Source organism: Lacibacter cauensis (assembly GCF_007830055.1).
Classification (GTDB): Bacteria; Bacteroidota; Bacteroidia; order Chitinophagales; family Chitinophagaceae; genus Lacibacter; species Lacibacter cauensis.
In genome coordinates, this window is record NZ_VLLE01000005.1 from 285,772 (window position 1) to 312,546 (window position 26,775).

Below are 26,775 nucleotides of genomic sequence, written 5' to 3' on the forward strand. Positions count from 1 at the left end.
CTTATTTGAAAATAGCTGTAAATACAAGACTGCTGCGTAAGAACCGGATGGATGGCATCGGTTGGTTTACGTTCAATACATTGCGGTATATTGTTCAGAAGAACCCGCAGATTGAATTTCATTTTCTGTTTGATGCTGCGCCCGATTCTTCTTTTATTTTCGGGCCGAATGTAACAGTTCATTTGCTGTTTCCACCGGCCAAGCATGCCGTATTAAATGTGCTTTGGTTCGAGTGGAGTGCAAAGCGATTGCTCAATCAACTAAAGCCCGATCTGTTTATATCGCCGGATGGAATACTTTCATTGGGTTACAAGGGCAAGCAATTTGCTGTAATACACGATATCAACTTCTTTCACAATCCGGCCGATCTGAAGTTCAGCAACCGCAAATACTACAACTATTTTTTTCCAAAGTTTGCCGACAGAGCTGCTCAAATCGCAACTGTATCGGAATATAGTAAACAAGACATTTGTACCAACTATCACATCAGTCCGCAAAAAATAGATGTGGTGTATTGCGGTATCAATGCATTTTATCAGCCGGTCGATGCAGCAACTATCACCAGTACAAGAAATAAATATAGTAAAGGAGAGCCTTACTTTATTTTTATTGGCACACTAAGCCCACGTAAAAATATTAAGCGGTTGATGGAGGCATTTGATCTGTACAAAAGTGAAACCGGCACAGAAATCAAACTGTTAATTGTTGGTGCGAGCATGTACAAAACAGATGAGCTGTTTGCTACACAGCGGGCATTAAAATACGGTGCTGATATTGTTTTCACAGGACGCTTAGATGATGAAGAATTGAATCGTGTATTAGCATCGGCACTGACTTTGACTTTTGTCCCATTGTTTGAAGGATTTGGTATACCCATAATTGAGGCAATGATATGCAGAGTGCCGGTAATTGCTTCCAACGTAACCTCTGTACCCGAAGTAGCAGGTGACGCAGCGCTGATCGTTGATCCAACCGATACAGATGCTATAAAAAATGCGATGAAACAAATAGCAGCAGATGAATCGTTACGACAACGCTTAATTAGAAAAGGAGAGGAGAGAAGTAAACAGTTTACATGGGAGAAAACAGCTGAGCTGTTGTGGCAAAGCATTCTCAAATGCTTATAAATCTGCAACCCGCCGTGTAATATTTTTCCACGAGTAAATATTGTAGAAAGCATCAGGGGTAACATGTTCCTGCCTGGATGCAGAAACGACTGCTTCAACAAACAACGGCCAGTTATCATCGGGCACAATTACTAACTTATCGCCGCATAACTCTTTCTTCACACCACTTGCACCGGTTGCGGTAGCAACAACAGTTGTGTTCATGCCAAGCGCTTCAATCATTTTTGTTTTTACACCGCCGCCACTTACTACCGGATTAAGCAATACGTCGGCAGCCTTGGTATAGAAATCAATATCATCCACAAAGCCGGCGTAGCTGATGTTTACATTGTTCCATGGTTTCAGTTCGTTCAACGATTCGGGCAATCGTTTGCCTGCAATCAGAATATGATATGCAAGGTTTGAATCAAGAAGAAGCGGGTTTATTTTTTCGATGATCGTTTTGACTGCATCGGAATTGGGTTTATAATCGAGCAGCCCGTTAAAGAAGAGGATTTTTTTTGATGGATCAATATGCTGTTGTGCACAAACCTGTTTTTTACACAAAGCTTTGTTTGTAGGTACAGCCTCGGCTGTAATACCGTAAGGAACAAGTACACATTTTTCTTCATCCACCTGCATTTTGTCAATCATCCACTGCCGGTCTTCATCCGAAATACAGAATACCATGTTTGCAGAGCGGAGTACAGCTGTTTCGTACCACTGCAGTATTCGCCACCAGGGTTTGCCTACTGTGCGGAAGCGTTCATATTCGATGTTGTGTGTATGAACAATCAAACGGGCGCTGGTTGTTTTTTTCAACATCCATCCCAACCATCCGAGATAGGGGTGTTCAATAATGATGGTGTCAATATTTTTTGAAACAATCAGTTTCTTTAAACGGAAAAAAGCCGTTACGTCGAAAAAACGTAAGCGGCTTTTTTGTAAATACGGATAGAAGGAATAATGTTTTGCAAGTTGAGAATCGTTGTTGGCAGTGCCCGCAACATGCAGCTCGCACTGTTCGCCAAGATGCATGTTGAACTGTGCAATCAGTTTTTGACCTCCGGAGAAGTACGGTAGAAAAGGATAAGGAACAATATTTAAAACCTTCCTCATGCAACGGCTTTATTGCTGCTTCTCCATGCCATAAACAAACTGCCAAACACCACAAGATAAACCAGTATCGATGCAATCAGCGTAATCTTGTCGCCAAGAATAAATGCTTTTGGTGCAAACTTGAATTCAATTTTATGTTTACCGGCAGGTAACGCTAATCCACGTAATGCATAGTTTACTTTAATAATCTCTGCTTCTTTGCCATCAATGTATGCATACCAACCTCTTGGATAATACACTTCGCTGAACACAGCAAACTGATTGGTTGCAGAAGATGATTCGTACTGAATATAGTCGTTCTTGTTTTCAATAAAGCGAATGCTTGCAGTTGAATCGGCACCTGGCTGCACACCAACAGCTGTTTTGAATTTCGTTTGTACAACAGCTGTGTCACGAAGGTTGATGCTGTCGAGCGCTTTCATTTCTTCTCTGCCATCAGCAACAAAATGTACATGCTTTACCAACCAGGCCGGTCCGTAAGCCGCAGGATTCATTTGCGCCATTGGAGCACCAGTTTGCGGATTTTGTACAATAAAATATTTCGTGTTCAGCATGTTCAACACCTGCATGTTGTTCTTTACAATCTGGTTTTCAATGAGGTCTTGATAGATCTGCAGTTTAGCAGGGTGGTAGCCACCGATTGAATTATGATAGTAGGAAGTATTTGATTCGTTGGTAAAATCGGTCGTCGTATTCAACACACGATAGTATCCTGCATCCTGCTTAATCTGTTTGTCAGCTTCAGTCATGGTAAAGGCGTTGTCAAAATCGCCTTGCTCAACAAACTTTGTATCGTTGAGGTAGCGTTTGTCAACCAACAGCACATCAAACGAGCCGATTACCAATAATGCAATCAACGCAGGCAATGCTTTCAGCTTATTGGTTGCAAAAGCCCAGATAATACCAATGCCTAATAAAAGTAAAATGGTTGTACGTAAAAGGTCACTACCAAATAATCCTTTTCTGTCGGCTTGGATGGCTGTCAAAAATCCTTTACCAAACGTTTCGGCCTGTTGCTGCATCTCTGCAGTTGGCTGTTTGCCTTGCTGCGCAAATTGCTGCATCATTGCACCGGCCATATTTTGTTTGATGCCGTTATCGTTTGGCGAAACATAATCAAAACTGAAATAAAGGAAAGCGGCAACAGCAATAATCGCTGCAGTTGCAATGGCTGTATTTTTCCATGCTTTCTTGATTGTGTCTGCAGTGTTGTTACCAAACAAGAGATTGTTTATTGCAACAGCGCCTAAAATAACAAAACAGATCTGTGGCATAACCAAACCCATCGATGGTGCACGGAACTTTTTGTACAGCGGCATGTAATCGAACAGGAAGTAGTTGATGGCCTCTGCATGTTTACCCCATGCCAGCACTATACCGAATACACCGGCTGCAAGTAAGCTCCATTTTAACCAACCCTTTTCAAAGAACAGGGCAAACACAAACAGCAACATAAAAATGGCACCGAAGTAAACAGGTCCTGATGTTGGCTGCTGACCACCCCAATAGGAAACACCATTTGCAAACTGCAAAGCCTGGTCTTCAGGGTAACCAACTTCCATCAGTTTATCTGCAAACTGCGATTTCTTGTATTCATCACCACCGTTACTGCCACCATAAATTCCAGGAATCAGCAAGGTGTATGTTTCTGCAATACCTACACTGTACTTAAATGCATAGTCTTTGTCTAAGCCACCGCTGGTTGTATTCTTATCGCCGGTTTGTTTTAATTCACTCACACCACCACGCATACTTTCTTTTGCATAATCCCAGTTGGTGAGGGTGTGAATAGCATTACTGCTGAAAGCGAGTATGCCAAGAAGTAAAGCAAACGAAAGACTTTTAATGGCATGTGCCAGTTCTTTCTTTTTAAAACTGTCAATTAAAAAGCCAATGCTCAGTGCACCTAAAATGAGCAGGGTGTAATAAACAATTTGCAGATGACTGGTACTTATTTGTAAAGTAGCACCTGCAGCCAGGGCTGCTGTTCCAACCCACCATTTCTTTTGAAACAGCAAAAGCAAACCTGCAATTACAAGTGGAGCATAAGCAATAGCCAGCATTTTGGTGTCGTGTCCTGCTCCAATAATAACAGGATCGTAAGTAGAATATGCATAACCCAATGCGCCCAAAACGGCAACCCATGGGTTTAAACGTAATGCCAAACCAAGTATGTAAAAACAAATACACGCAAGAAAAAAGAAGTTGGCCGGTTTTGGTAAGCCAAGCGAAAGCACTTTTTCAACATGACCAAACAGTACGCTGTGTGTTGCTTCCATCGCAATCTGGTAACCGGGCATACCACCAAACATGCTGTTGGTCCAGTTAGGTATATGTCCATACTTTTCTTTTGCTTCAATTGACTGCTGTGCCATTCCCTTCCAACCAATATTGTCGTGCGCATTCAATACCATGCCTTGAAAAGCAGGCTTACAATAAATTAATGCCACAACAACAAAAATCACAACAGCAACAGCGTGTGGTAAAAGTTTCTTGAAATCAAACTTCATATACTGGGGTTTAAACTATGATTTGTAACGATGTGCCAAACGCTATGTTTTGCGTGGAGGCAACTGCTGATAAAATTTTCAGTTTCAGTGAGGCAAAATAATGGTATTTTGGGGTATTGAGCGCATTTTTAACGGTATGAAAGGATTTTTGTTTCTAAGCAAGCTTGTGTTTGTTCTAAACCTGTTGTTTGTACTGTGTGTAGTACTTCGGCTGGTTGCTGTAGAGTGGTCGGGGACCATTGCTTCTATATTAATTATTGGCGGCTGGATGTTGGCGTTCCCGTTAAACGCTGTTGCTGCAGTATGGGGTATTGTGGCCCTGCTACGAAAAGAAATGGAATTTCAACTAAAGAGCATTCCGTTTGTTAATGCTGTACTGCTCATTTTTCAATTATTCTTTTTTCTCTTATGATCAAACAGATACTTTCCAATAAATCAACCCGTTTGTTTTTGGTGCTGTCGGGCTTTTTTATTGCCAATGCAATGATCGCCGAGTTTATTGGTGTGAAAATTTTTTCGCTGGAAGATACAGTAGGGATAGAGCGTTTAAACCTGCCGTTGTTTGGCAGTAATTTCAGTTTTCATCTTACTGCAGGTGTGTTGCTTTGGCCGGTGGTGTTTATTATGACGGATATCATCAACGAGTATTACGGTACAAGAGGGGTGAAGTTTCTTTCGTACTTAACTGTATTGCTGATTACCTATGCTTTTATGATGTTTTCTGGTGCAATTCATTTAAAGCCTTCGGAGTATTTTACCATTGGTAATGGAATAGATAATGCCAACAATGCATTTAAAGGCATCTTTGGTCAAGGTTTATGGATCATTATTGGTTCGATGGTCGCATTTTTAATCGGGCAGATATTGGATGTGCTGGTATTTCATCGTATCAAAAAAGTAACAGGCGAGAAACGTATCTGGCTGCGTGCAACGGGCTCAACATTAATATCGCAATTGGTAGATAGTTTTGTAGTGCTTTTTATTGCTTTTTATATCGGTCGCAGAATACAGGAAGGGCAGGGCGATGCATGGACCTTAAAGCAGATACTGGTTACCGGTACCGGCAATTATATCTATAAGTTTATTGTTGCAGTAGTGCTTACTCCTGTTATTTATTTCATCCACGGTATCATTGAACGATACCTCGGTCATGATCTTGCAAAAGAAATGAAAGACGCTGCTATGAAAGATTAGAAGACATGCTTCTCTTTCAGCATGTCAGCAACAATCTTATCAATCGGCAGTGTTACTGCATCCGCATTAAACTTATCCCAATCAATTAAACGGATCACTTCTGCTTCTCCTTTCGGATCGGCCACCTGGTGCGGTTGAAAGTCGAACGGTACAGTTTTATAAGGAAGGGTTATCGGCTCCAGTGGTTTTACGTAATAATAGATTGAAATAATCTGGTAAGCCAGGTTAAATGCGCTTTGTTGGTAGAAATCGGTGGTGTAAATATGGTCACCAATTTCAGCATCAATCAATAACTCTTCTTTCATTTCACGCTTCAGGCAATCTCTTGTGCCTTCACCTACTTCCAGTCCGCCACCGGGAAATTTGGTAATATAAGCTCCACGGATAAATTCATCGCTCACCAATACCTGCTTTTGCTCGTTAATGATGATGCCGTATACACGTACGTTAACCGTCATAGTTTAAAACAATTTCTTTCTTAAAAAATAAATACCCAACAACAGCGACAGCCCGAGTGAAATAAGAATAGGGAAATAAAATGCAAAGCTCGAGTGCGCCCCCGGAATCGGTACATTCATGCCATAAATACTGGCTACTAAAGTTGGCAATTGCAGCATTACGGTTACAGAAGTTAAGCGCTTCATTACCTGGTTCTGGTTATTGCTGATGATGCTGGCAAACGCATCCATGGTAGAGCTGAGGATGTTGGTATAAATGTTCGCCATCTCCAAAGCCTGGCTGGTATCTACAATTAAATCCTGCAAAAACTCATCTTCTTCTTCGTTGAGTGCAAGGAAATTGGTGCGTTGCAGTTTCATTAACAGCATTTCGTTGCTGCGCAAAGTTGTAACAAAATATACCAGGCTTTTTTGAATACGCATCAGATCCAGCAACTCTTCGTTACGGTTGGCGTCGTATAGTTTTTGTTCGAGTAAGTTGCGGCGATGGTTGATCTCTTTCAGAAATTCCATGTACGCCTGAACCACTTTCTCAAATATTTTCAACACCATCATATTCCGTTTATCGGGATGACGGTTTTGAAACGTGTTCAGAAATTTTTTGATGGCACCATTATCGAACGAATTAACCGTTACAATCTGGTTATGTGTAAGAATAATACAAATAGGAATGGTGATGTAGAATGCATCACTGTCGTTAAAAGAATTGTTTTCGGCCGGTGTCTTCAGTACAATGAGTTTTACATTGTCTTCCAGCTCGTAACGGGAGCGTTCATCAATATCCAGCGAATCGGTTAAGAAGTCGAGCGGAATATCCAGTGCCTCTGCAATTTCTGTAAACTCTTCCTGCTTCAGCGGCGGAACAATATTGATCCACGCACCCGATTCAGGTTTTTCGATGGCAAGTGTTTTGCCGTTCTCGTTTTTAAAAAATTGCAGCATAGCGGCGCAAAGGTAAGCGCCACGGTCTAATCGACCGTTGAAAATTCGATGGCTTCGTTTTTACGGTTACGGATGGTTTTGTAGTGGTGCGTGTTGTGGAACAGGTTAAAATAAAGTAGTTCTCTTATAGTAATAAACCCAAAAAGGGAATTCGGTACCTGGTATTGGTCCATTGTATCATCTTCCCAGTAATATCTTACCTGGTCGAGATACTTATTGGCTATTTGTTCAAAGCGTGCGATTAAGCGCTGCTTTGCGTCTTTATCTTCTACAACTGTTGGTATAAAACGTTTCTCTGTTTCGTAACCGGCATCGAGTTTTTGGTAATATAACTGTACCAGTTCTTCGTAAGAGTAGGAAGGCCGGTTGGGTTTACCAAACTTCCATTTTAAAATAATTTTCGGCGTAAACAAATTAAGCCAGCCTTTATTCATGGTGAGCGATAAATGCTCAAGATTTTCTGCTACCGACCATTGTTCGGATTTGTAGAAGAAAAGATGATCATCCATCGACCTGCATTGCTTAAGAATATCCTCGAGGGTATTCTCAGCATGGCTGATGATTTGAAATTTGTTTAAATGATAGCGTTTTGCAATCATTGGGTGCAGGGTTAGGGTTTAGGATATGGATTAAAGGGTGATCGTACCGGAGAAAACTAATTTGGCAGGTCCACAAAGCCAAATGTTTTCAAAGGACGAATCGGATTTTTTTTCAAACTTCACTTTCAACTCTCCGCCCGGCGTAAGAATTTTTCGTTCCTGGAAACCGATGCTGTCGTTGCTGGCAGCTATTGCCGCCGCTGTTACACCGGTACCACACGAAAGGGTTTCGTTTTCAACACCCCGCTCGTATGTTCTTACGTTTAGCGTATCGTTGTGAAGCTGAACAAAATTAACATTGATCCCTTCTTTTGAAAAAGGGGGTGAATAGCGAATGCGTTTTCCCTCATCAAAAACTGCGGTTTTTGCGATGTCGGTTTCCCACTTGATGTAGTGGGGCGATCCGGTGTTTAAAATCGAATGATCGGCATGTTTTTCAATGCTGTCAACATCTTTCATTTTTAATTCGATCCATCCGTTTTCAAGCACCTTCGCTTCGTGAAACCCGTCTGTAGCAAGGAATGCAGCGGTTTTGTCTATTACACCCATTTGCTTTGCAAAGGCTACCAAACAGCGTCCGCCGTTACCACACATGCTGCCTTCTTTACCATCGGCATTGTAGTAAACCATCTCAAAATCGTAGCCCTCTTTCAGCTGTAAAAGCATTAAACCATCGGCGCCGATGCCAAATCTCCTATCGCATAAAAAGGCTATTTCTACGGTAGAGAGTTGCGTAAAATTACCGTTCCTGTTATCGATGATAACGAAGTCGTTCCCTGTACCCTGGTATTTATAAAATGGAATTGTCATGAAATATAGTTAGTGGAGAGTGGTAAATGGCTGGTGGGGATTACCGCTCTCCGAGTTTTAAGTGATACTTTTCGTACCTGCTAAATTACGACAAAGCTGCATCTCAGCCTGTATGTACTGTGATGCAGCTTTTAGTCTGTAGAATACTGCGGCTTAGATGCCGGCAATGATCTCCAGTGATTTTTTGATGAGATTTTCAACTGCCAATCCGCCATCTTTACTAAACTCTTTTTTTACCCGGTTGGCAACAATGGCACTGATGGAAAGGCATTGGTGCCCCATCATCTTACCCAATCCGTAAATGGCAGAGGTTTCCATTTCGAAATTGGTGATGCGGTGCTGCCCGAACTGAAACTGGGTTAACCTGTCTACAAACGTGGGGTTAGAAAGGCCTAAACGCAATACACGACCCTGCGGCCCATAAAAGCCGGGGCAGGTAATGGTAATGCCGTGCTGATAGCCTTGTACAAAATGTTTTAATAGTTGCGACCCCGCACTGGCGATATAAGGATAAGAAAGACTATCCTGCACCTGTGTATGGGTTACAAATGCATGCACCAGTTGTTTTTCTTCTTCGTTATTATCGTGGCGATAGAAATGCAACAGGTTGTCGATGCCTAAACCATGTGTTGAAACTACAAAGGCATCTACCGGAATATCGGCCTGCAATGCACCTGATGTGCCGAGCCGGATGATGTGCAGGGGAGTAAGCTGTTGTTTAATGGTGCGGCTTTCAAAATCAATATTCACCAATGCGTCGAGCTCGTTCACTACAATATCAATATTATCCGGACCAATACCTGTAGAAACAACCGATATCCGTTTATTGCCGATGTAACCTGTGTGAGTTATAAATTCACGGTGTTGTAACCGGTGTTCAACCTTATCGAAATGTTTGGATACTTCTTTTACACGATCGGGGTCGCCAACAGTAATAACAGTATTGGCCAGCTCATCGGGACGCACATTTAAATGGTAAACAGCCCCTCTGTTGTTAATAATCAATTCGCTTTCTGCAATTCTTTGCATAGTTCTTTGGGAGTATTTGTTCGAATATACTACATTTGCACCTCACAAATTGGTCCTGTGGCCGAGTGGCTAGGCAGAGCTCTGCAAAAGCTCCTACAGCGGTTCGAATCCGCTCGGGACCTCAAAAAAAGAAAAGCGTTGGAAACCTTCCTGCGCTTTTTCTGTTTAAAGCTTATGCGTTATTCAAACTACATTGGTATTGCGGCCGGTTTGCTGATGATTTTTGCAGCAACATTTACATGGATTTACATTCCTTCTATTAATGCTACTGTTTCGGGATTTGGATCGGAAACGGTAAGCAAATTTGGCAAACCCGTGCTCATGAATATCATTATGCTGGTGCTGAATATTGCATTCTTTCTCATTCCCAAGCTGTGGGCGAAGCGTGCCAATCCTTTTGTAGGTGCTATCAATTTTGCGTGGGCGTTGCGCAATCTTTTATTACTCTCTACCTGCCGTAATGGTGAATGTCCGCAAACGACTTCCTGGCTGTATGTTTATTTTGCAGCTTCATTGGTTGTACTTGTTATGACTGTATTGCCCGATATGAAAGTAATTGAGAAAAAGTAGCAGCAGGCACAAGGTCGCAAAATCCAAAAATCAAATTCCAAGGTGCAAGACTTGTTTGCCATAATTTTTATTAAGCTGCGGTAACAGCCATTGGATTTTTTTCTTCTTCTTCCGGTTCTGCTTCTATTCGATGCAGAATGTCTTTCAGTGTAGCTGTTCGTTGAATCATATACGGAACAGTATCAAGTCCATTAACAAACTTCAGAATATAAGTATAGATACCAATAAGATCACCCGCCTGCAGTGTTTTGCCATTCAATGAGGATACCGTAAGCAGCGATGCAGTTATAATCACCATCACCAATAATTCCATTACACCAAAGTTCCATGCTTCCTGGTCGCTGATTTTTATTTGCCACTTGCGCAACTGGTTATAATGTTCGCTGATGCGTAATGGATTTTTTGTAGCAAGAATATTTACTTGTTCTTCCAGCTCATCGTTCTTTAATTGGTTTAAACGGCGCATACGTTTGCCATAAATATAACTGGTGATGCTTACCGGAATCAACATCAGCAAACAAAGCAGCACAACCTGTGTATCGTAAAAAAACAAGAGCACCATTGACCCAACAATGTTGTAGGCAGCTTCAATAATATAATTGAGATCGAACTCAAGGAAATCGATGAACTCACGTGAAAGCGTTGAATGTGCACTCAGCTTCGATAGTTCCTTGTTGCGGTTACGGCTCATCAGTTTTACAACCAATGTTGTGTAAATATCGGAGTAGGTACGGGAGTCGTACCGGTGACGGATGGTACCAACAACGAGCCAAAGCAAATGGGCACCTGCCAGGTAGAACAAACCATTGTACGATCCTTTGATTAGCCCGTTAACCGCTTCGCCCAGAAAATAAGGCCGCAGCAAAAGTCCCAGCATTTCTATGCCGAAAAGCGAATAGGTAAGCGCCAGTTTATATTTATATCTGCTGATAATTGTTTGAATAATCCATTTTCCGGGCATAACGATTCCTTCCTTTTTGATGTGTACGCATGAATAGACTGTGCAGAATCACCGGCGTTTACTGAAGGTTCAACTTCTTTGATGGCCGGCAAATGGATTAGTTGGAAGGGCAAAGTTAGGCCGATGCCTTGTCAGTGTTGCCTGTTAATTTGTTCCTTCTGTGTGACAGAATTGCCTTTGCTGCCGGAAATGATTTTACGGCAGTCGGGGGTATCGCACTGGCATTCAAAGGTTTCGGCGCTTTCGTTGAGGAGTTCGGCATAGTCTAAAGTGAGTTCCTGGCCGGGTAAAATGGGGTGTAAGGCCACCAGGTTCAGTCCGCTGTAGGCAGTGTTCGGTCGGCAGGAGTGGTTTTGTGGCGCCCATTCCGATGGATTATTGTCCCATAACACATACACTTCTGTACTTAATGGAACGGCATAATGCCGGAACAGCAGCTTTTCTTCGGGCAGCCAGTTTTCCTCCACCCAACGTTTGGTCACAATCCGCTGCGGGCGTTCTTCGCCTTTGAAAATAATTTCACCTTCAGCTATATGGGTATTGGCATAAATGCCGAAACCTGCGATGGAGTTGCCCTTCATCACATATTTCTTTTGCCTGCGTTTATGCCGTGCAATACCTTCTTCAATAATATGTTTCAGAAAACCAGCCTGACCAATACCGTCGGCTTTGATGATGTAATCGGCGCTGCCTTCGTATCCATCCGTATAAAAAACAGAGCAGGTAAAATTTACTTCCAGGAAAAACAGTTTACCTGCATCGTTCATACGAAAATCCATGCGTGCATAACCAACGCCGCCAAAGCTGCGGAAAATGCGCTGGGCCGCCTCCGTTAGTTGTTGTTTGATGGATGCATCGGTAACAGGTATATTACTTTCGGGATGTAGTTCTGATGTTTTGAGTGCATAAGTTTTAAACGTTCTTCCTTCCGGGAAAATAAATTCGATGGGTTGAAATACTCTGCACTTTTTTTCATCATTGGCATCGGCAGCAACAAGCACGGTGAACTCTCTGCCGGCAATATATTCTTCAATTAAAAGCTGCGGATATTCAGTGAGCAGTTGTTTTACTTTCTGCTGTAATGCTGCCAAATCATCTACACGTGATGTGTCATCAATACCCAAACTGTCGCCTGCTTTTGCCGGTTTTACAAACAAAGGAAAGTTAAGTTGTTTGATCTGCTCTTCAAGATTGTCAACTGTATCAATCAATGCATAATTGGCTGTGGCAACGCCTTCGGTGTACGCCACATACTTCATCAATTCTTTTGGCGGATCGTACAACAAACTGTTAGGCCCGGTAAACGGCAGATTCAATAATTCCAATGTATAAATCACATCAATGGATGGCACTTCCCATTCGAGATAACCTTCGCATAAATTCACAAAACAATCGAAGCCTTGTTTGCTTAATGCCAGTAATTGTTTGTACGTAGTGAGTTTGTTGAGCAGTACATGTTCAAACTCCACATCGGGCAACAGCGTCGATAAGTTTCTTGCAGGATCGTAATATTGGTAATCAACAGCAGAAGTAGAATAGTCGGGTTGCAATACACAGATCTTCATAACACGTCATGCTGTTAACGTACAGCCACTTTCTTTTTTTGTTTTTGGTGATGACGCTGCATGGCATCCTGCAGTATATGAAGGATCAAACCTGCATACGATTGATTGCTTAAACGTACAATCGCACCGATGGACGTATAATTTTCATCTTCACTTAAGCCGCATTGCGCATTAACTTCCAGTACATACAGTTTGCCGGTTGCTTTATCCATACGGATGTCAATACGGCCATAGCCTGTACCTTCCACCGCACAATATGCTTTCCAGCTCAGGTCCATAATTTTTTTATGCAGTGCAATAGGAGGTAAGTGGTATTGGTAAAAATCTTCATAATCGCCGAGTGGTTTTTCTTTTTCATAGGTCTCCCACAAACGATCGAAGGATAAAAATTTTTCTGTATCGGGAAGGTCTTTATGAAAAATACGTTCAACAGGCGGATACACTTTCCGGCTGCGGGGTGTATGGTATGAACCCGAAAGAAATACGGTGTATTCAGGTCCGTTTATAAACTGCTCTGCCACCAAGCCGCCGAACGAAAAATCCCAGCCACGATAGCCTTCAAACAACTCTTTCACCAATGTTCTTAATTCAGTCTCATTGTGCACTACATTCTTTACACCGAGACCCATACTGCCGCCGCTCACTGCCGGTTTTACAATCATGGGCGTGCCCACATATTCGCAAATGCCATCCAGGTTTTGATCGGGTTTACGTATGGCAGCCCATTTTGCATGCGGAACGCCTGCTTGATCAAACAACTCCTTCATGACAATTTTGGAAGTAGTATAATCGTAAAACGGAGCATCGGCACCTGTATAAATAAGTTGCTTCTCTTTTAAGTAATGAATAACCGAAACGCCCGGTGTGCCATTCACTTCATCGCCATCACACAAATTCAAAACAATGGGTGTTTGAAACGAAGTGGTGGCGGCGATTGTATCAATGATTGATTTGTAATCATCCTGCGTTACCGGCTGCCATTTCCAATTGAGGTTAAGCTCGGTAAAAACCTTTGTGTATTCATCAATACTTTGCGAGAAATCGTAATAGTAATCAATGTTTGCATCGCTGGTTTGCAAGTACGGCGCCAATACCCAAATAAACAGCGGATGCTGTGTAACAGGAAGAGAAGATGATGGGCTTGCGTGCATACGTAAATGTAAAGGTTTAATCGTTTCGTTCGTTCAGTTTACGTTGTATAAAATCGGTTAAACGGTATCGGTTTAAAACATCGGTTGCTAATTCCTTTGCTCCTTTAATAATACCAACACAACCGTGGTCGCCACAGTTACATGCGAATGTTTCAGCCATGAACCATTCGGTACTTGGATAAAAGAATGTAAACTCATCGCCCGGCGCAATTGCACGCAATGCAATTAATTCCATGGTAGTGGTATTAAAGAATGTATTGGGATTGCAGCTGTGATTGATGTATTGCAGAAATTCGGGCAGCAGAATAATGTGTTGTGTTTCGTTAACCTGTACGGTATAACGTGATGGAAGAGGATGAATTTCTTTTGCGCTGAAGGTGCAGATAGTTGCTTCCGGATTAAAACTTTTTGTGGAAACAAGCAGGTGATGATTTACATCGGGCAACTTGTGAATTTCGGCAAAGCCATAATGGCCCGAAAGTACGGTTGCAGAAGACGTGGTAACTGACATGGGTGATTTTGTGTTAATACCTGAAATTAACCATTAGAACGTAGAAGGAGGTAAGGGTTTAATAAATGTTGAAGGAATGTGTATAAGGGTGATGGATGATTTTGAATGTATAAGTCACTGTTAGGGATGTCTGTGAAGTATCACAAAAAAGAAAAGCCCCGTTTCGCAAATGAAACGGGGCTTTTATAGTTGTGTAACAATGATTACATGTGTTGCTCAATCTTCTTAACAAAGTTGCCTTTTGGTTGGGCACCTACAAGTTTGTCAACCACCTGGCCGTTCTTCACAAAAAGAATAGCAGGGATAGAAGTGATACCGTAGTTCATGCTCACCTGTGGGTTTTCGTCTACGTTTACCTTACCTACCTTCACTTTACCATCGTATTCTTTTGATAATTCTTCGATAACCGGACCGATTGCACGGCAAGGTCCGCACCATTCTGCCCAAAAATCGATTACGCTTAATTTATCTGAGCTGAGGACTTCGCTCTGGAAGTTTGCATCTGTAAATTGGAGTGCCATAATGTATATCCTTTTAATTTTTATGTGAAATGAAGGGACAAATTTAAGTCCATTCCGCCGAAACTGATGAACTGTCATTATCCACAACTGTTCACAAATAAAAAATGAATGGATGTTCTACAAAATTGACAGTTAAAACGGCTTTAACTGTTGTTTCAGCAGCTGGCATGCCAGCTTTTTTTACCCACAAAAGCCGAATTGCCGCATAGCTACGACTTGTTAGTGCCGGAAACTGGATCAATTCAACTGCAGTGCTGCCAGCTTAATCGTTTTTGCTTTGCTGTCGGTCCAGGCAAAGATCAGTTGATCACCTGCCTTGGTCATTTGCGGAAAGCTACTCGACCGTGCATCCGACGATTCTGCTACAACAACCGGCTTTTCTTTCGTTCCATCCTTATGCACTTTCATTGCTTTAATGGTTGCGCCTTCCATCCAGCTAACCATTGCCGTTTGCTCATCGAGCAATACCAGGTCAACACGACCAATAGTTTTGCCCTCATCAATGCGGATAGGTTGTTGAAAGGTTGCACCGCCATCAGCAGAAAAAATCACTTTCACTTCGCTTTGCTTGTCTTTCATCGAAAACCAGGCAATGGCTAAGTTGTTGCCAATGGCATCGGCTCTTGGTCCGTTTACCGGACAGCCTGCAATTTTCCATGCATCAGCAAAAATGGTTTTCGGTTGTGTCCATTCACCATTCACTAAACGTACGATCGACATATCCCTGATCTCTTCATCCGAACGATCTCTGTACACCACAACAGGTCCGTTGGTAGTAACAGCAATTGTTGTCTGACAGCAATCACAAATTCTTCCATCGAGTTCCCATTCCTTTGTTTTCTTTCCTGCTTTATCAAGCAGTGCTCCACGCAAGGTCATTTCGCCATGATGTCCTTCGTGCCCGCTATGCTCACCTTCCATAGCTGTTTTTCTTCCATCGAGCCAGGATACCATAAACTGTTCGTTGTAAGGAATGATGGAGACAAAACCGTGTTCTGCTTTCTTGCCATCATCGTGCAATGTTGTTGGTTGGCTCCATGTTTTACCATGATCTGAAGAAGCCGTTACTTTCACATCGTACGTAAATTTTGCCGTATCACTTTTCTCTAAAAAATGAGCAAGCATGTTGCCGTTGGCATCAGAAGAAATAACCGGGTAGTCGGCCCAGTTCACGAACCAGTTGTTGCCGCTGCTGATTGCAATTGGTTTTGACCATTTTTCATTTTGTAAAGAAGAGAAAAGCAGGGTAGATGTTTTTCCTTTCTTCTCCACCCACGATAAATGCACCATGCCTTTTGCATCGGTAAAGAGATAAGGCTCTGCACAGGAATCGCCTGCAGGAGAAGCAAGCATTGTTATGGAAGCAGCCTCTTCGGTTTTTTTCTGTTGACTCTTGCAGGCGAACAATGCTGTGCAGAGTAGTGAAACGATCAATAGTTTTTGCATGCAGTTATTTGCTGTTGGTGATGATGTGTATGTTTTCAGGACTGTCCCATTTGCGATAGCCCATTTCGTTAAACACCCGCTCACCTTTGGTATTAAAGATGAACGTTGTGGGAATGGTCATAATATCTAATGTTTCAAAGTTCTCCACTTTTACATATTGAAACGGGAAAGGCTTCCGCTGCTGAAATGCTCTGATCTCTTCTGCTTCTTCTGCAGATGCAAACAAAAAAACAACCTCGTCTTTATTTACTTTCTTCATGGCATTGGCAATAGAAGGCATTTCTTCGATGCATGGTTTGCACCATGTTGCCCAGAAGTTCAGAAAAATTGTTTTGCCTTTGTACTGCGATAAATCGATGGGCTTGCCATCTAGCGAAGTAAGTTTTATTTTCTCGATATCCGCTGGTGCCTGCGATACGGTTGTGGATTTGTTTTGTTGGTCATTCTTTGTTTTTTCTTTACAACCGATGAATACAGCAAAAAAGAATATCGCCAGTTGGAGGGTTACTTTCATATGCATTGTTGATAATACGCTACAATGTTACTTTTTTTCTTGTAATGCGTGAATTTGCGCAGGCTTATAGTTCAGGCCGCTTTGGCTTTATGATCATCGATTCCAAAGGGAACGATAGCAGAAGTAATTCTACAGGCTTCCGGTTTTAACCTTGTTTATTTTTCTGAAACTCGGTCGGTGTCATACCAAACTGTTTTAAAAAATTACGGCCAAAGTTTGTTTGCGATCCAAAGCCAACCATATCCGACACTTCGTAAATTTTATAATCACCTGTAGACAGCAGTTCGGCCGCTTTTTTTAAACGGGTGATGTTGATGAGTTCGTTTGGCGTAAGATCGGTAACCGATTTAATTTTACGGAACAGGCTTGTGCGGCCCATGTTCAATAATTTTGCAAGTTTGTCTATATCCAGTGCATGATCGTCAATATTCTCCCGGATATGGTGGTTGAGTTTTTCGAGAAACAGTTCGTCGGGTTTGTTATGCGCCACCGATTTCAAATGTACAAACGGTGTATTTACAAAATACTCCCTGATCTTTTTCCGGTTGTTGAGCAGACTGGCAATATGTGCCAGCAGGTATTCTGTTTCAAACGGTTTTTCTATGTATGCGTCGGCACCAATACTCAATCCTTCAATTTTTGACTGCATTGTATTTTTTGCAGTAAGTAAAATAACAGGGATGTGGCTGTATTCGAAATTCGATTTAATTTCTTTACATAATTCAAAGCCATCCATTACCGGCATCATTACATCACTGATTACTAAGTCTACAGGTTCTGCCGTAAGCGTTTTCAAAGCTTGTGCACCGTCAGTTGCTTTTAGTACGTCATACTTTTCCAGCAGTTCATCTGCAATTACTTCCAGCAGTTCTTCGTTGTCTTCCACTAAAAGTATTGTAGGTTTCATTGGTTGAGGTTTATTGACAAATGTATACAATGTTACTGTGCTGAAGTTGTTTCGTTATGCAGGGGTAAGGTTAGGCAGAAGCAGTTCATGTTTTCTGTTGTTGATTCAAGAACAAGCGTGCCTTTATGCAATTGTGTAAGCGATAAGGCTAATGCCAAGCCAATACCTGAACCGGTTTGTGTTTCGGTTTCCCGTATACGATAGAACGGTTCAAATATTTTTTCTTTCAATTCTTCTGGAATAAGATAGCCATCATTTTTAACCAAGATCGTAAATGAGTCGTTGCTCTTAAAAGAAGGAGCTAAGGTTACCTGCACATGCTTACCTGCAAACTTCACTGCATTACCAATAAGGTTGTACAAAATTTTATTAAAGGCATCTATATCAATCATTGCAAAAACAGGTTCCTCCGGAATGTTACTCACAAAGCTGAGCTTGTTTTCTTCTGCAAGGTCTGTAAAGTCGTTGCATGCTTCTTCTGTAAGTTGTGTAATATTCGCCTGTACAAGTGTAAGATGAAACTTGTCGATTTCCGTTTGCCTGAAATCCAGCAACTGATTCGTAAGCTCAATTAAGCGATTGGTGTTGCGGTTCATGATCTTCAGGCTTCGTTCAAGTTCTGGAAGTGCTTCTGTTTTCTTGGTGATTTTTGTCAGCGGTACTTTAATCAGCGTCAGTGGTGTTTTAATTTCATGCGCCACATTGGTAAAGAATTCAATTTTTGCGTCCAGCAATTCTTTGTTTTTTGCCAGCCGCATTTCCAGCATTTCTTTTTCCTGCGCTGCTTCCATTTGCTCCAGTTGACGCCTGTTTTTTTCTTTCATCCGCAAATGATAATAGCGGATGATGAGTCCGGAAATCAACAGTAACAGGAGAGCGTATATTGTAGAAGCTGTTGTGCTTTTCCACCAGGGGGGTAAAATGCGAATAATCAATAACCGTTCATTCGGGCTCCAGATGCCATAACTGTTCATTGCTTTTAAACGAAAATGATATGTGCCTGCGGGCAGCTCTGCAAAATCAACACGCCTGTTTTTTTTCAGGTTCACCCAATTGCCCGAAAGCTCTTTCATCTGATAGGCATATTGAAGCGTTTCTGTAGCTGTGTATTCAAGCGCAGCAAAATCTATACTGAACGTTGATTGATTATGCGTAAGCACAATGGAATCTGTAAATGAAATGGAAGCTTTCAGCGGCGATCCCTTTTTGCCGATCCCTGTTTCCTGGTTGGCAATTTCAAAGTTGGTGATGTAGATAGGTGGAGTGAATATTGTTTGCCTGAATTGTTTCGGATGGAAACTCACCATTCCTTTCATGCTTCCAAAATACATGCGGCCATCTTCATTTTTAAATGCAGAGCTGTAGTTAAACTGATCGCTGATCAATCCGTTTGCAGTGGTAAATACATCGGCTTTTTCTGTATCGGGATTAAACCGAACAAGCCCTTTGGTTGTGCTGATCCATAGTTCATCAGCTTTTGCTTCCAGTATCGAGAACATAAAGTTGCTGGGAAAACCATTCGCTTTGCCATAGCGTGTAAAGTTGTGCGTTGGTTCGTTCCATTTACACAAACCGTCTTCTGTTGTAAACCAGATGTTATTGCGACTGTCTTTAAACACTGCATTTACCCTGTTACTGCTTAGGCTCGTTATATCCTGTTCTTTATAATCGTAGGTTTCGGTTGTTCCCGTAGCAGGATTGTAACAATGAATGCCCCGGCCGAAGGTTGTTGCCCAAAGTCGGCCTTTGGCATCTCTTATAATTCCTGTGTACCAATCCCATTCAGGAAAGCCCGTAAGCCGTTTCAATTGATCCTGTTTACGATCGTAGTAATAAATACCAAGCGTTGTTCCTATTAAAACAGTATCGTGGTGCAGTGCATGAATACAATAAATAAAGTTGCTGGCTAAAATACTGCCGGGACTGTTCTGGTAATGTTTAATAACTTTTCCTGTTTGAATGTTCATCACATCGAGGCCATGTTCAAATGTGCCAATCCAAGCTTCGTTACCGGTTACTTCCAGTCCATGTATATTAAAAAACGATAAGCCGCCGGGTTTACCTGTTGCTTGGTAATGTGTAAATGTGCCGGTAGCAGGATTGTACCGGTTAAGACCCGCATCTTCTGTTCCGATCCAGAGATTACCGGTGTGGTCTTTTTTTATTTCTCTTACCACATTGCCGGTGATTGCATTTTCGTTCCTTGCTGGAAAAAATTTTGTAAAGGCAGTAACTTGTTTCGGATAGTAATTAACGCCGCCAAAATAAGTGCCAACCCAAACGCCGCCTTCTCTATCGGTACATATCGTTTCTACTGCATTGTCAGAAAGCGAGAAGGGGTTGCTATAATTCTTTTCAAGGCGAGCGCTTTTCCCGGTTTCAAGATGATACACCAGTATGCCCGATGCTGTACCAAGCCAAAAAATACCGGGTGAAACCTGCACAATGCGTTTTACATAAAAATCTTTCTCACGTTTTAACGGAACAATAAGATCGGTATGGGTTCCTGTTGATGTATTGATGCGTTTTACCGTTGCGTTGTTGGTACCTGCTAATAAATCGCCAGCTGGTGTAACGGCTAAGGTTTCAATATACCGGAACTTGGCCGGCGATGATTTGGGAAAGAGTGGAATGGTTGTAAACGATCTTTTGCCCGGAATATATTTTTTCAATTCGCCATCGGCAGTGCCTGCCCATACAGAACCATCGCTTGTTGTGCAGATAGCACTTGCAATAAAAAAATCTACATGGTTAAAATAGTCAAGTTGATTTGTTACAGGCGAATAGCTGCAAAGTGCAAAGCCGGAAATAAACCACAGGTTACCTTTTGCATCGCCTGTAAGTTTAAAGATGCTTTGTTCTTTAGTTGAAGGCATCAAACGGAAACCTTCTGTTTTTTCATTGTACTGAAACAGCCCTTTATCGGTGCCTACATATAATATGCCTTGTTTGTCTTCGTAAAGCGATTGTACAAAGTTGTTGCCGATGCTGGTACTGTCAGTTGAATTTTTGCGAAACGTTTTAAAGGAGTATCCATCAAAACGGTTGAGGCCATCTTTTGTTCCAAACCACATAAAGCCTCTTTTATCCTGCAGTGCACAAATAACACTGTTGTGCGAAAGTCCGTTCTCAACCTGGTAACGCCTGAAATAATACGGTTGTGCCGGTAATACGCAGGGCAGTGCTAGCAGTAAAAAGTATATGGCAATTAGTAAACGCAATGATTGATGTGTTACACTTTTACGGTGAAATACGTTTTGCAGGCAGTTCGTTCAAGGCAGCATTTAAAAATGGTACTTTTTGTTGAAATATTGGCACGTTTCTTCGAACTAAGTACATTAATATTTGTCAAATTTACACTTATTATTCTAAACTCCTAAAACGAACTTGCTATGATTTTTTCAACACACTCCGTTGGGCCAACCTGATATTTTCTGCCTGCCTGAATAGTTTGCTTACTGAAGATTTTACAGTAAAATATTTTCAGGATTTCTCTCAAACTGTTTCGCTGTAATTGCTGTGTCCGATACAAACGTTTCGTTTACCAACGATAAACGCATGTATGCTGATGCTGATGGAAGAATTATGTGTGCAGGTCAACAAAAAGTTCTTTAGCCAAAACATACACCGTTCATTTATTTACTAATTAAACAAGTATTGATTGCTTATGAAAGAAATGGTAACCATTAAAGCAGGGATGAAGTCGCTTGCTTTATTCGTGCTGTTGCTATGCATTTCTGTTACATTGCCCGCACAGGATAATGAAATTACTGTACGTGGTGTTGTACGTTCCGATTCTGCGGTATTGCAGAGTGCTACTGTTCAGCTGAAAACAGATGCAAAAAAGGCTACACAAACCGACGACAAAGGAAACTTTGTGCTGCGTGTGCCATCTAAGGGAATCCTGGTTATTTCCATCATTGGTTATGAAACGCAGGAAGTTCCCGTAAATGGTAAAACAACCATTGATGTGCTGATGAAATCAACAAGCGGCAATTTGGGCGATGTTGTGATCATTGGTTTTGGTGGTACCAAAAAGAAAGAGAGCATGGTAAGCTCTATTACTACGGTTAACGTAAAAGAGTTAAAAGGACCAACAGGTAACCTTACCAATGCTATCGCCGGTCGTATACCCGGTGTAATTTCTTTCCAGCGTAGCGGCGAGCCCGGACTTGGTACCGATAACTCCGCCTTTTACATCAGGGGGCTTTCAACATTCGGTACAGGTAAACAGGATCCGTTGATCCTGATTGATGGTGTTGAATCTTCTCCAACTGATCTTGCACGTTTGCAGCCCGATGATATCTCCGATTTCTCGGTATTGAAAGATGCTGCAGCGGCTTCGGTGTACGGGGCACGTGGTGCAAACGGGGTAGTGCTGGTAAACACACGTACAGGTAAAGAAGGTGTTGCAAAGTTTTCGTTCCGTGCAGAGAACCGTGTTTCATCGAACACCAAAAACTTTAAGCTGGCCGATAATATTACTTACATGGAATTGGCGAATGAAGCAGCACTTACACGTTCGCCACTTGCTGTACAGCCCTACACGCAAAATAAAATTGAACATACGAAAGCAGGTGATGATCCTTATCTCTATCCGAACAACAACTGGATCGAGCAGCTGATAAAAAAATATACTGTTAACCAAAGTTATAACCTCAACATCAGTGGTGGTACCAACAGAACACGTTACTATGTTGCAGGTACGTATAATCAGGATAACGGTTTGTTGAAACTTGATCCGATCAACAACTTCAACAGCAATATCAAACTCAAGAACTATTCTATCCGTTCAAATGTAAATCTCAACCTGTCGAACAATACCGAATTGATTATTCGCATGTACGGTCAGTTCGATGATTATAACGGACCGATTGGCGGTGGTTCTGCAACTTTCAACAATGCACTGTGGTCGAACCAGGTAATGTTTCCTGCAGTTTATCCGCAATCGAAATTGCCCTATATCACACATCCGTTGTTTGGTTCTGCCCGTACGGTTGATGCCAATGGGTTAACTTCTACCTTGTATGTTAATCCGTATGCGCAAATGGTGCGTGGTTATTCGGTTTACAAAACATCGAACCTGCAACCACAGGTTGAATTAAAACAGAGCCTGAATTTTATTACACCGGGTTTAAGCTTCCGTACAATGGGTTACCTGAGAAGGTATTCTTATTACTCGGTTGACAGAAGTTATAATCCGTTTTACTATTCAGCTATTGTTGATCCTACCACACAGGATTATAACCTGGTGGTGTTGAACGATGGTAGTGCAACATCTATTGGTACAGTTGGTACAGAATATTTAGGTTACAATGAAGGAAACAAAGTGGTTGACTCCCGTTTCTGGCTGGAAGCTTCGGTTAACTATAACCGCACGTTTAAAGATAAACATGCAGTGGGCAGCACAATCATTGCTGTTGCATCGAACTACGAAACAGGAAATGCAGGAAGTGTAACTGCTTCTTTGCCGCAACGTAACCAAACGCTCTCCGGTCGTTTTACCTATGGTTTTGATAACCGTTACCTGGCCGAGTTCAACTTTGGTTACAACGGTTCGGAGCGTTTTGCCAAGAACAACCGTTTTGGTTTCTTCCCGTCTGCAGGTGTAGCTTACCGTATTTCGAACGAGCAATTTTTTGAGCGTTTGAAAAATGTAATTACCGATCTTAAGTTCCGTGCAACCTATGGTTTGGTGGGTAACGATCAGATCGGTAACATCAACGATCGTTTCTTCTACTTATCTAATGTAAATCTGAACGATGGTGGTTTTGGTGCATCGTTTGGCCGTAACGATGGTGCAGGTACGTACTACCGCAATGGTGTATCTATTTCACGTTATGCAAACGAAGGTATTACCTGGGAAAAATCTCGTTCGATGAACCTTGGTATGGATATGAAATTGTTTGGCGATCTCAATATTACTGTTGATGTGTACAAACAATGGCGTTCACAAATTTTACAGGCAAAATCAACTGTTGAATCTGCTGCAGGCTTTTCTGCCATTCCTTCTTCCAACTATGGAAAAGCAGAAACGCAGGGTATCGATGTTGCCATGAACTATCAACGTTCTATTGCTAAAAATGCATGGATGAACATCAGAGGTACGTTTACGTATGCTACCAGCAAAGTAAAAGTAACAGACGAAATTGTTTATCCTTCAGACATCGCTTATCTGTCGAGAGTAAATCATTCCATCAGCCAAACATGGGGATTGATTGCTGAGCGTTTATTTATCGATCAGAAAGAAGTAGCCAACTCGCCTGTACAGTTTGGCGATAATGGTTTATTGGCTGGCGATATCAAATACAAAGATGTAAATGGCGATGGCCTCATCAACAACGATGATATGGTGCCGCTTGGTTATCCGCAACAGCCGGAAATCATTTATGGCTTTGGTGCATCGTTTGGTATCAAGCGTTTCGACTTCAGTTTCTATTTCCAGGGGGCAGCACGCAGTTCGTTCTTCATCAATCCATGGAATATTCAACCGTTTTATCTGAATGGCGGTTATCAAAACAACCTGTTGCAGGTTATTGCTGATAATCACTGGTCAGAAAACAATCAGAATCCTTATGCTTTCTGGCCACGCCTCAGCACATGGAGGGTGAACTCAAACAATCAAACCTCTACCTGGTGGATGCGTAACGGTTCGTTCTTACGCTTGAAGAGTGTAGATATGGGTTATACAATGCCCGACTGGAAAGCCCTGAAATTAAAAGGTACACGTGTTTATTTCTCAGCAACCAATCTCTTTATCCTTAGTGGTTTTAAACTGTGGGATGTGGAAATGGGAGGCAACGGATTAAACTATCCTATTCAATCTGTTTACAGCATGGGTGTACAACTCAACTTTTAATTTAAAACATTCAATTTTTTAAAATGAAGACAAGCATTAATTATAAAGTTGTAAACAGGGGTTTGCTCTTTGCTGCAATCTTTGCACTTACAACCACACTGCATTCCTGCCGCAAGTACCTGGATGTAGTGCCGGATAATATCTCTACCATCGACAACGCCTTTAAGCTGCGTGTGGAAGCCGAAAAGTTTTTATTTACCTGTTATTCGTATTTGCCTAAGAACGGCGATGGTTGGTACAATGCCGGTATGGCTTCTGCAGATGAAATATGGTTGCCGCAGGATGATCAAACACACTGGCATGCTGCTTTCCGTATTGCACAGGGGCAACAGAATGTAGCCGATCCTTATTTTAACGAGTGGGCTGGCTGGCGCAAAGGTGGTACAGGTAATACCCGTTACGATAACCAGAAAATTTGGAATGCCATCCGCAACTGTAATATCTTTTTAGAGAACATGGCCGATATGACGAAGGTGCCGGATATTAATCCTGCAGAACGTTCACGTTGGATTGGTGAAGTGTTGTTCTTGAAAGCGTTTTATCATTATTACATGTTACGCATGTATGGTCCTATTCCGTTGATTACAAAAAATGTTCCTGTTGAAGCAGATCCTGCAAGCTCTTATGTGAAGCGTGCGCCCGTTGACGAGTGTGTAAGCACCATTACTACATGGCTCGATAGTTCGATTAAGTTATTACCCGAGCGTATTCAAAACGAAAATACAGAGTTGGGCAGAGTAACACAGCCCATTGCATTGGCAGTAAAAGCAAAATTGCTGGTAATGGCTGCGAGTCCGCTGTTTAACGGTAATCCTGATTTTGTAAACTTCAAGGATAAAGATGGTGTGTCTTTGTTTAACCCAACATTTGATCCGGATAAGTGGGTGGAAGCAAGAGATGCTGCCAAAGCAGCGGTTGAAGCGGCAGAAGCAAATGGCTTTACGCTTTATTATTACAAGAACGATATTTATAACCTCAGTACTGCTACCAAAACACAACTCAACATCCGCAATGCGGTAACACAGCGTTGGGGTTCGGAAACAGTGTGGGGTAATTCGCAAATGTATTTCCCGAACGAAGCGTTGTGTATGCCACCTATGACAAGAGGCAGCAATACCAACCGCTTTCAGTTGCAAGGTGTGTGGGCTCCGCCTATTAAAATTGCAAAATTGTTCTACACGTCCAATGGTGTACCTATTGAAGAAGATAAAACGCTCAACTTTGCCAATTACGATCAATTGCGCACTGCAACCGCTGCAGAGAAATATTACATTGAACCCGGTGTTGCAACTGCACGTTTAAACTTCGACAGAGAACCTCGTTTCTATGCCAACTTAGGTTTTGATGGTGGCATCTGGTACATGAAAGATGGTAATGCAACAGGTAGTGATATTGGTACGTACTATGTAAAAGCGAAGAATGTAGAAAGCGCAGGCTTCGGGCATTTTACCAACTGGAGCGAAACAGGCTACTTCGTTAAAAAATTAGTAAGCTGGGAATCTACCACCGCTGGTACAGCTGCTCCTGTATGGCGCTCTTACCCATGGCCCGAAGTGCGTCTTGCTGATTTGTATTTGTTGTATGCAGAAGCAGAGAACGAAGTGAATCCTGCATCCGGTATCGCCATTCAGTATGTAGATAAAGTGCGTGAGCGTGCAGGTTTGAAAGGTGTTGTAGAATCGTGGAGCAATTATTCAAGCAATCCTTCGAAATACAGTTCGCAGGCAGGTTTGCGTTCAATCATTCACCGTGAACGTACGCTTGAGTTAATGTTTGAAGGACAACGTTTCTGGGATTTACGCAGATGGAAAGAAGCACCTGATGAATTGAATAAAGACATTACAGGTTGGAGTGTACAGGGTAAAACAGAAAGCACTTACTATAAAGAGAAATTTATTTTCAGTCAACGTTTTGTTGCACCACGTGATTATTTCTGGCCAATCGGCAATTATGATACACGTCGTAATCCTAACCTGGTAGAAAATCCGGGTTGGTAATCTGAT

22 protein-coding genes and 1 tRNA gene are annotated in these 26,775 nt (G+C 42.0%); 7 read left to right on the top strand and 16 right to left on the bottom strand.

All coding sequences use genetic code 11. From position 1 onward, the window contains the following. The first annotated feature begins 5 nt into the window (after positions 1–5). The gene (locus IQ13_RS14890; protein WP_144887183.1) at positions 6–1,127 is read left to right on the top strand and encodes a glycosyltransferase family 4 protein; all 1,122 of its coding nucleotides are present in this window, start codon (positions 6–8) and stop codon (positions 1,125–1,127) included. On the opposite strand, the gene IQ13_RS14895 is transcribed toward IQ13_RS14890, so the two are convergent. Then, on the bottom strand, positions 1,122–2,225 hold the full coding sequence (locus tag IQ13_RS14895; RefSeq protein WP_144887185.1) for a glycosyltransferase family 4 protein: 1,104 nt from the start codon (positions 2,223–2,225) through the stop codon (positions 1,122–1,124). The two genes, IQ13_RS14890 and IQ13_RS14895, sit on opposite strands and share 6 nt — an antisense overlap. Then, the gene (locus IQ13_RS14900; RefSeq protein WP_144887187.1) at positions 2,222–4,735 is read right to left on the bottom strand and encodes a YfhO family protein; all 2,514 of its coding nucleotides are present in this window, start codon (positions 4,733–4,735) and stop codon (positions 2,222–2,224) included. The genes IQ13_RS14895 and IQ13_RS14900 overlap by 4 nt, the downstream gene beginning before the upstream one ends. Positions 4,736–4,871: 136 nt before the next feature. Here IQ13_RS14900 and IQ13_RS14905 point away from each other — a divergent pair, with 136 nt between their 5' ends. Next, positions 4,872–5,147 (top strand): hypothetical protein, encoded by a 276-nt coding sequence (locus IQ13_RS14905; protein WP_144887189.1) that lies wholly within the window; start codon positions 4,872–4,874, stop codon positions 5,145–5,147. Continuing rightward, positions 5,144–5,929 (top strand): queuosine precursor transporter, encoded by a 786-nt coding sequence (locus IQ13_RS14910; protein ID WP_144887191.1) that lies wholly within the window; start codon positions 5,144–5,146, stop codon positions 5,927–5,929. The genes IQ13_RS14905 and IQ13_RS14910 overlap by 4 nt, the downstream gene beginning before the upstream one ends. On the opposite strand, the gene IQ13_RS14915 is transcribed toward IQ13_RS14910, so the two are convergent. The 5 genes from IQ13_RS14915 to IQ13_RS14935 form a co-directional block, all read right to left on the bottom strand. Next, positions 5,926–6,387: an NUDIX domain-containing protein gene (locus tag IQ13_RS14915; protein ID WP_144887192.1), complete on the bottom strand. Its 462-nt coding sequence runs from the start codon at positions 6,385–6,387 to the stop codon at positions 5,926–5,928. The genes IQ13_RS14910 and IQ13_RS14915 overlap by 4 nt on opposite strands. Positions 6,388–6,390: 3 nt before the next feature. Beyond that, entirely contained in the window at positions 6,391–7,329 is a 939-nt protein-coding gene (locus IQ13_RS14920; RefSeq protein WP_144887194.1) for a magnesium transporter CorA family protein, read from the bottom strand. 26 nt (positions 7,330–7,355) lie between these two features. Continuing rightward, a complete protein-coding gene (locus IQ13_RS14925; protein WP_144887196.1) occupies positions 7,356–7,928 on the bottom strand; it encodes a DinB family protein in 573 nt (190 codons plus the stop codon). 30 nt (positions 7,929–7,958) lie between these two features. Further along, positions 7,959–8,738 carry a diaminopimelate epimerase gene (gene dapF / locus IQ13_RS14930; protein ID WP_144887198.1) on the bottom strand — a complete coding sequence of 260 codons (780 nt, stop codon included), beginning with the start codon at positions 8,736–8,738 and terminating at the stop codon, positions 7,959–7,961. Between the two features lie 153 nt (positions 8,739–8,891). Further along, complete coding sequence (locus tag IQ13_RS14935; protein ID WP_144887200.1) at positions 8,892–9,767, bottom strand: nucleoside phosphorylase; 876 nt, start codon at positions 9,765–9,767, stop codon at positions 8,892–8,894. Positions 9,768–9,818: 51 nt separating this feature from the next. On the opposite strand from IQ13_RS14935, the gene IQ13_RS14940 reads away from it, so the two are divergent. Further along, positions 9,819–9,889: transfer RNA gene (locus tag IQ13_RS14940), tRNA-Cys, on the top strand. 52 nt (positions 9,890–9,941) lie between these two features. Continuing rightward, the gene (locus IQ13_RS14945) at positions 9,942–10,337 is read left to right on the top strand and encodes a hypothetical protein (RefSeq protein ID WP_144887202.1); all 396 of its coding nucleotides are present in this window, start codon (positions 9,942–9,944) and stop codon (positions 10,335–10,337) included. A 70-nt stretch (positions 10,338–10,407) separates the two neighbouring features. Here the strand turns inward: IQ13_RS14945 and IQ13_RS14950 are convergent, their stop codons facing one another. The 9 genes from IQ13_RS14950 to IQ13_RS14990 form a co-directional block, all read right to left on the bottom strand. Further along, positions 10,408–11,298, bottom strand: a complete 891-nt coding sequence (locus IQ13_RS14950; protein WP_144887205.1) for an ABC transporter six-transmembrane domain-containing protein — start codon at positions 11,296–11,298, stop codon at positions 10,408–10,410. A 131-nt stretch (positions 11,299–11,429) separates the two neighbouring features. Continuing rightward, the gene (locus IQ13_RS14955; protein ID WP_144887207.1) at positions 11,430–12,863 is read right to left on the bottom strand and encodes an SET domain-containing protein-lysine N-methyltransferase; all 1,434 of its coding nucleotides are present in this window, start codon (positions 12,861–12,863) and stop codon (positions 11,430–11,432) included. A gap of 14 nt (positions 12,864–12,877) precedes the next feature. Beyond that, positions 12,878–14,014, bottom strand: coding sequence for a D-alanine--D-alanine ligase family protein (locus tag IQ13_RS14960; protein WP_144887209.1), 1,137 nt, complete (start codon positions 14,012–14,014; stop codon positions 12,878–12,880). Positions 14,015–14,030: 16 nt separating this feature from the next. Continuing rightward, positions 14,031–14,525 carry an SET domain-containing protein-lysine N-methyltransferase gene (locus IQ13_RS14965; protein WP_144887211.1) on the bottom strand — a complete coding sequence of 165 codons (495 nt, stop codon included), beginning with the start codon at positions 14,523–14,525 and terminating at the stop codon, positions 14,031–14,033. Positions 14,526–14,728: 203 nt separating this feature from the next. After that, on the bottom strand, positions 14,729–15,046 hold the full coding sequence (gene trxA, locus IQ13_RS14970; protein ID WP_129129582.1) for a thioredoxin: 318 nt from the start codon (positions 15,044–15,046) through the stop codon (positions 14,729–14,731). A gap of 237 nt (positions 15,047–15,283) precedes the next feature. Next, on the bottom strand, positions 15,284–16,492 hold the full coding sequence (locus tag IQ13_RS14975) for a sialidase family protein (RefSeq protein ID WP_144887213.1): 1,209 nt from the start codon (positions 16,490–16,492) through the stop codon (positions 15,284–15,286). A 4-nt stretch (positions 16,493–16,496) separates the two neighbouring features. Next, a complete protein-coding gene (locus IQ13_RS14980; RefSeq protein ID WP_144887216.1) occupies positions 16,497–17,006 on the bottom strand; it encodes a TlpA family protein disulfide reductase in 510 nt (169 codons plus the stop codon). A gap of 145 nt (positions 17,007–17,151) precedes the next feature. Continuing rightward, positions 17,152–17,913: a response regulator transcription factor gene (locus IQ13_RS14985; protein WP_144887218.1), complete on the bottom strand. Its 762-nt coding sequence runs from the start codon at positions 17,911–17,913 to the stop codon at positions 17,152–17,154. A 32-nt stretch (positions 17,914–17,945) separates the two neighbouring features. Next, a complete protein-coding gene (locus tag IQ13_RS14990) occupies positions 17,946–21,134 on the bottom strand; it encodes a ligand-binding sensor domain-containing protein (RefSeq protein WP_144887220.1) in 3,189 nt (1,062 codons plus the stop codon). Positions 21,135–21,580: 446 nt separating this feature from the next. Between IQ13_RS14990 and IQ13_RS14995 the strand changes: the two genes are divergently transcribed. Both IQ13_RS14995 and IQ13_RS15000 read left to right on the top strand, forming a co-directional pair. Then, the gene (locus IQ13_RS14995; protein ID WP_144887222.1) at positions 21,581–24,772 is read left to right on the top strand and encodes a SusC/RagA family TonB-linked outer membrane protein; all 3,192 of its coding nucleotides are present in this window, start codon (positions 21,581–21,583) and stop codon (positions 24,770–24,772) included. Between the two features lie 23 nt (positions 24,773–24,795). Then, complete coding sequence (locus tag IQ13_RS15000; protein ID WP_144887224.1) at positions 24,796–26,769, top strand: RagB/SusD family nutrient uptake outer membrane protein; 1,974 nt, start codon at positions 24,796–24,798, stop codon at positions 26,767–26,769. Positions 26,770–26,775 lie beyond the last annotated feature (6 nt).

What these genes read in the sequence shown, in the direction of transcription:
- IQ13_RS14985 (WP_144887218.1), bottom strand. Translation starts at nt 17,913, where the DNA reads ATGAAACCTACAATACTTTTAGTGGAAGACAACGAAGAACTGCTGGAA.
- IQ13_RS14915 (WP_144887192.1), bottom strand. Translation starts at nt 6,387, where the DNA reads ATGACGGTTAACGTACGTGTATACGGCATCATCATTAACGAGCAAAAG.
- IQ13_RS14905 (WP_144887189.1), top strand. Translation starts at nt 4,872, where the DNA reads ATGAAAGGATTTTTGTTTCTAAGCAAGCTTGTGTTTGTTCTAAACCTG.
- trxA (WP_129129582.1), bottom strand. Translation starts at nt 15,046, where the DNA reads ATGGCACTCCAATTTACAGATGCAAACTTCCAGAGCGAAGTCCTCAGC.
- IQ13_RS14900 (WP_144887187.1), bottom strand. Translation starts at nt 4,735, where the DNA reads ATGAAGTTTGATTTCAAGAAACTTTTACCACACGCTGTTGCTGTTGTG.
- IQ13_RS14980 (WP_144887216.1), bottom strand. Translation starts at nt 17,006, where the DNA reads ATGAAAGTAACCCTCCAACTGGCGATATTCTTTTTTGCTGTATTCATC.
- IQ13_RS14920 (WP_144887194.1), bottom strand. Translation starts at nt 7,329, where the DNA reads ATGCTGCAATTTTTTAAAAACGAGAACGGCAAAACACTTGCCATCGAA.
- IQ13_RS14955 (WP_144887207.1), bottom strand. Translation starts at nt 12,863, where the DNA reads ATGAAGATCTGTGTATTGCAACCCGACTATTCTACTTCTGCTGTTGAT.
- IQ13_RS14975 (WP_144887213.1), bottom strand. Translation starts at nt 16,492, where the DNA reads ATGCAAAAACTATTGATCGTTTCACTACTCTGCACAGCATTGTTCGCC.
- IQ13_RS14925 (WP_144887196.1), bottom strand. Translation starts at nt 7,928, where the DNA reads ATGATTGCAAAACGCTATCATTTAAACAAATTTCAAATCATCAGCCAT.
- IQ13_RS14960 (WP_144887209.1), bottom strand. Translation starts at nt 14,014, where the DNA reads ATGCACGCAAGCCCATCATCTTCTCTTCCTGTTACACAGCATCCGCTG.
- IQ13_RS14995 (WP_144887222.1), top strand. Translation starts at nt 21,581, where the DNA reads ATGAAAGAAATGGTAACCATTAAAGCAGGGATGAAGTCGCTTGCTTTA.
- IQ13_RS14945 (WP_144887202.1), top strand. Translation starts at nt 9,942, where the DNA reads ATGCGTTATTCAAACTACATTGGTATTGCGGCCGGTTTGCTGATGATT.
- IQ13_RS14910 (WP_144887191.1), top strand. Translation starts at nt 5,144, where the DNA reads ATGATCAAACAGATACTTTCCAATAAATCAACCCGTTTGTTTTTGGTG.
- IQ13_RS15000 (WP_144887224.1), top strand. Translation starts at nt 24,796, where the DNA reads ATGAAGACAAGCATTAATTATAAAGTTGTAAACAGGGGTTTGCTCTTT.
- IQ13_RS14950 (WP_144887205.1), bottom strand. Translation starts at nt 11,298, where the DNA reads ATGCCCGGAAAATGGATTATTCAAACAATTATCAGCAGATATAAATAT.
- dapF (WP_144887198.1), bottom strand. Translation starts at nt 8,738, where the DNA reads ATGACAATTCCATTTTATAAATACCAGGGTACAGGGAACGACTTCGTT.
- IQ13_RS14935 (WP_144887200.1), bottom strand. Translation starts at nt 9,767, where the DNA reads ATGCAAAGAATTGCAGAAAGCGAATTGATTATTAACAACAGAGGGGCT.
- IQ13_RS14895 (WP_144887185.1), bottom strand. Translation starts at nt 2,225, where the DNA reads ATGAGGAAGGTTTTAAATATTGTTCCTTATCCTTTTCTACCGTACTTC.
- IQ13_RS14965 (WP_144887211.1), bottom strand. Translation starts at nt 14,525, where the DNA reads ATGTCAGTTACCACGTCTTCTGCAACCGTACTTTCGGGCCATTATGGC.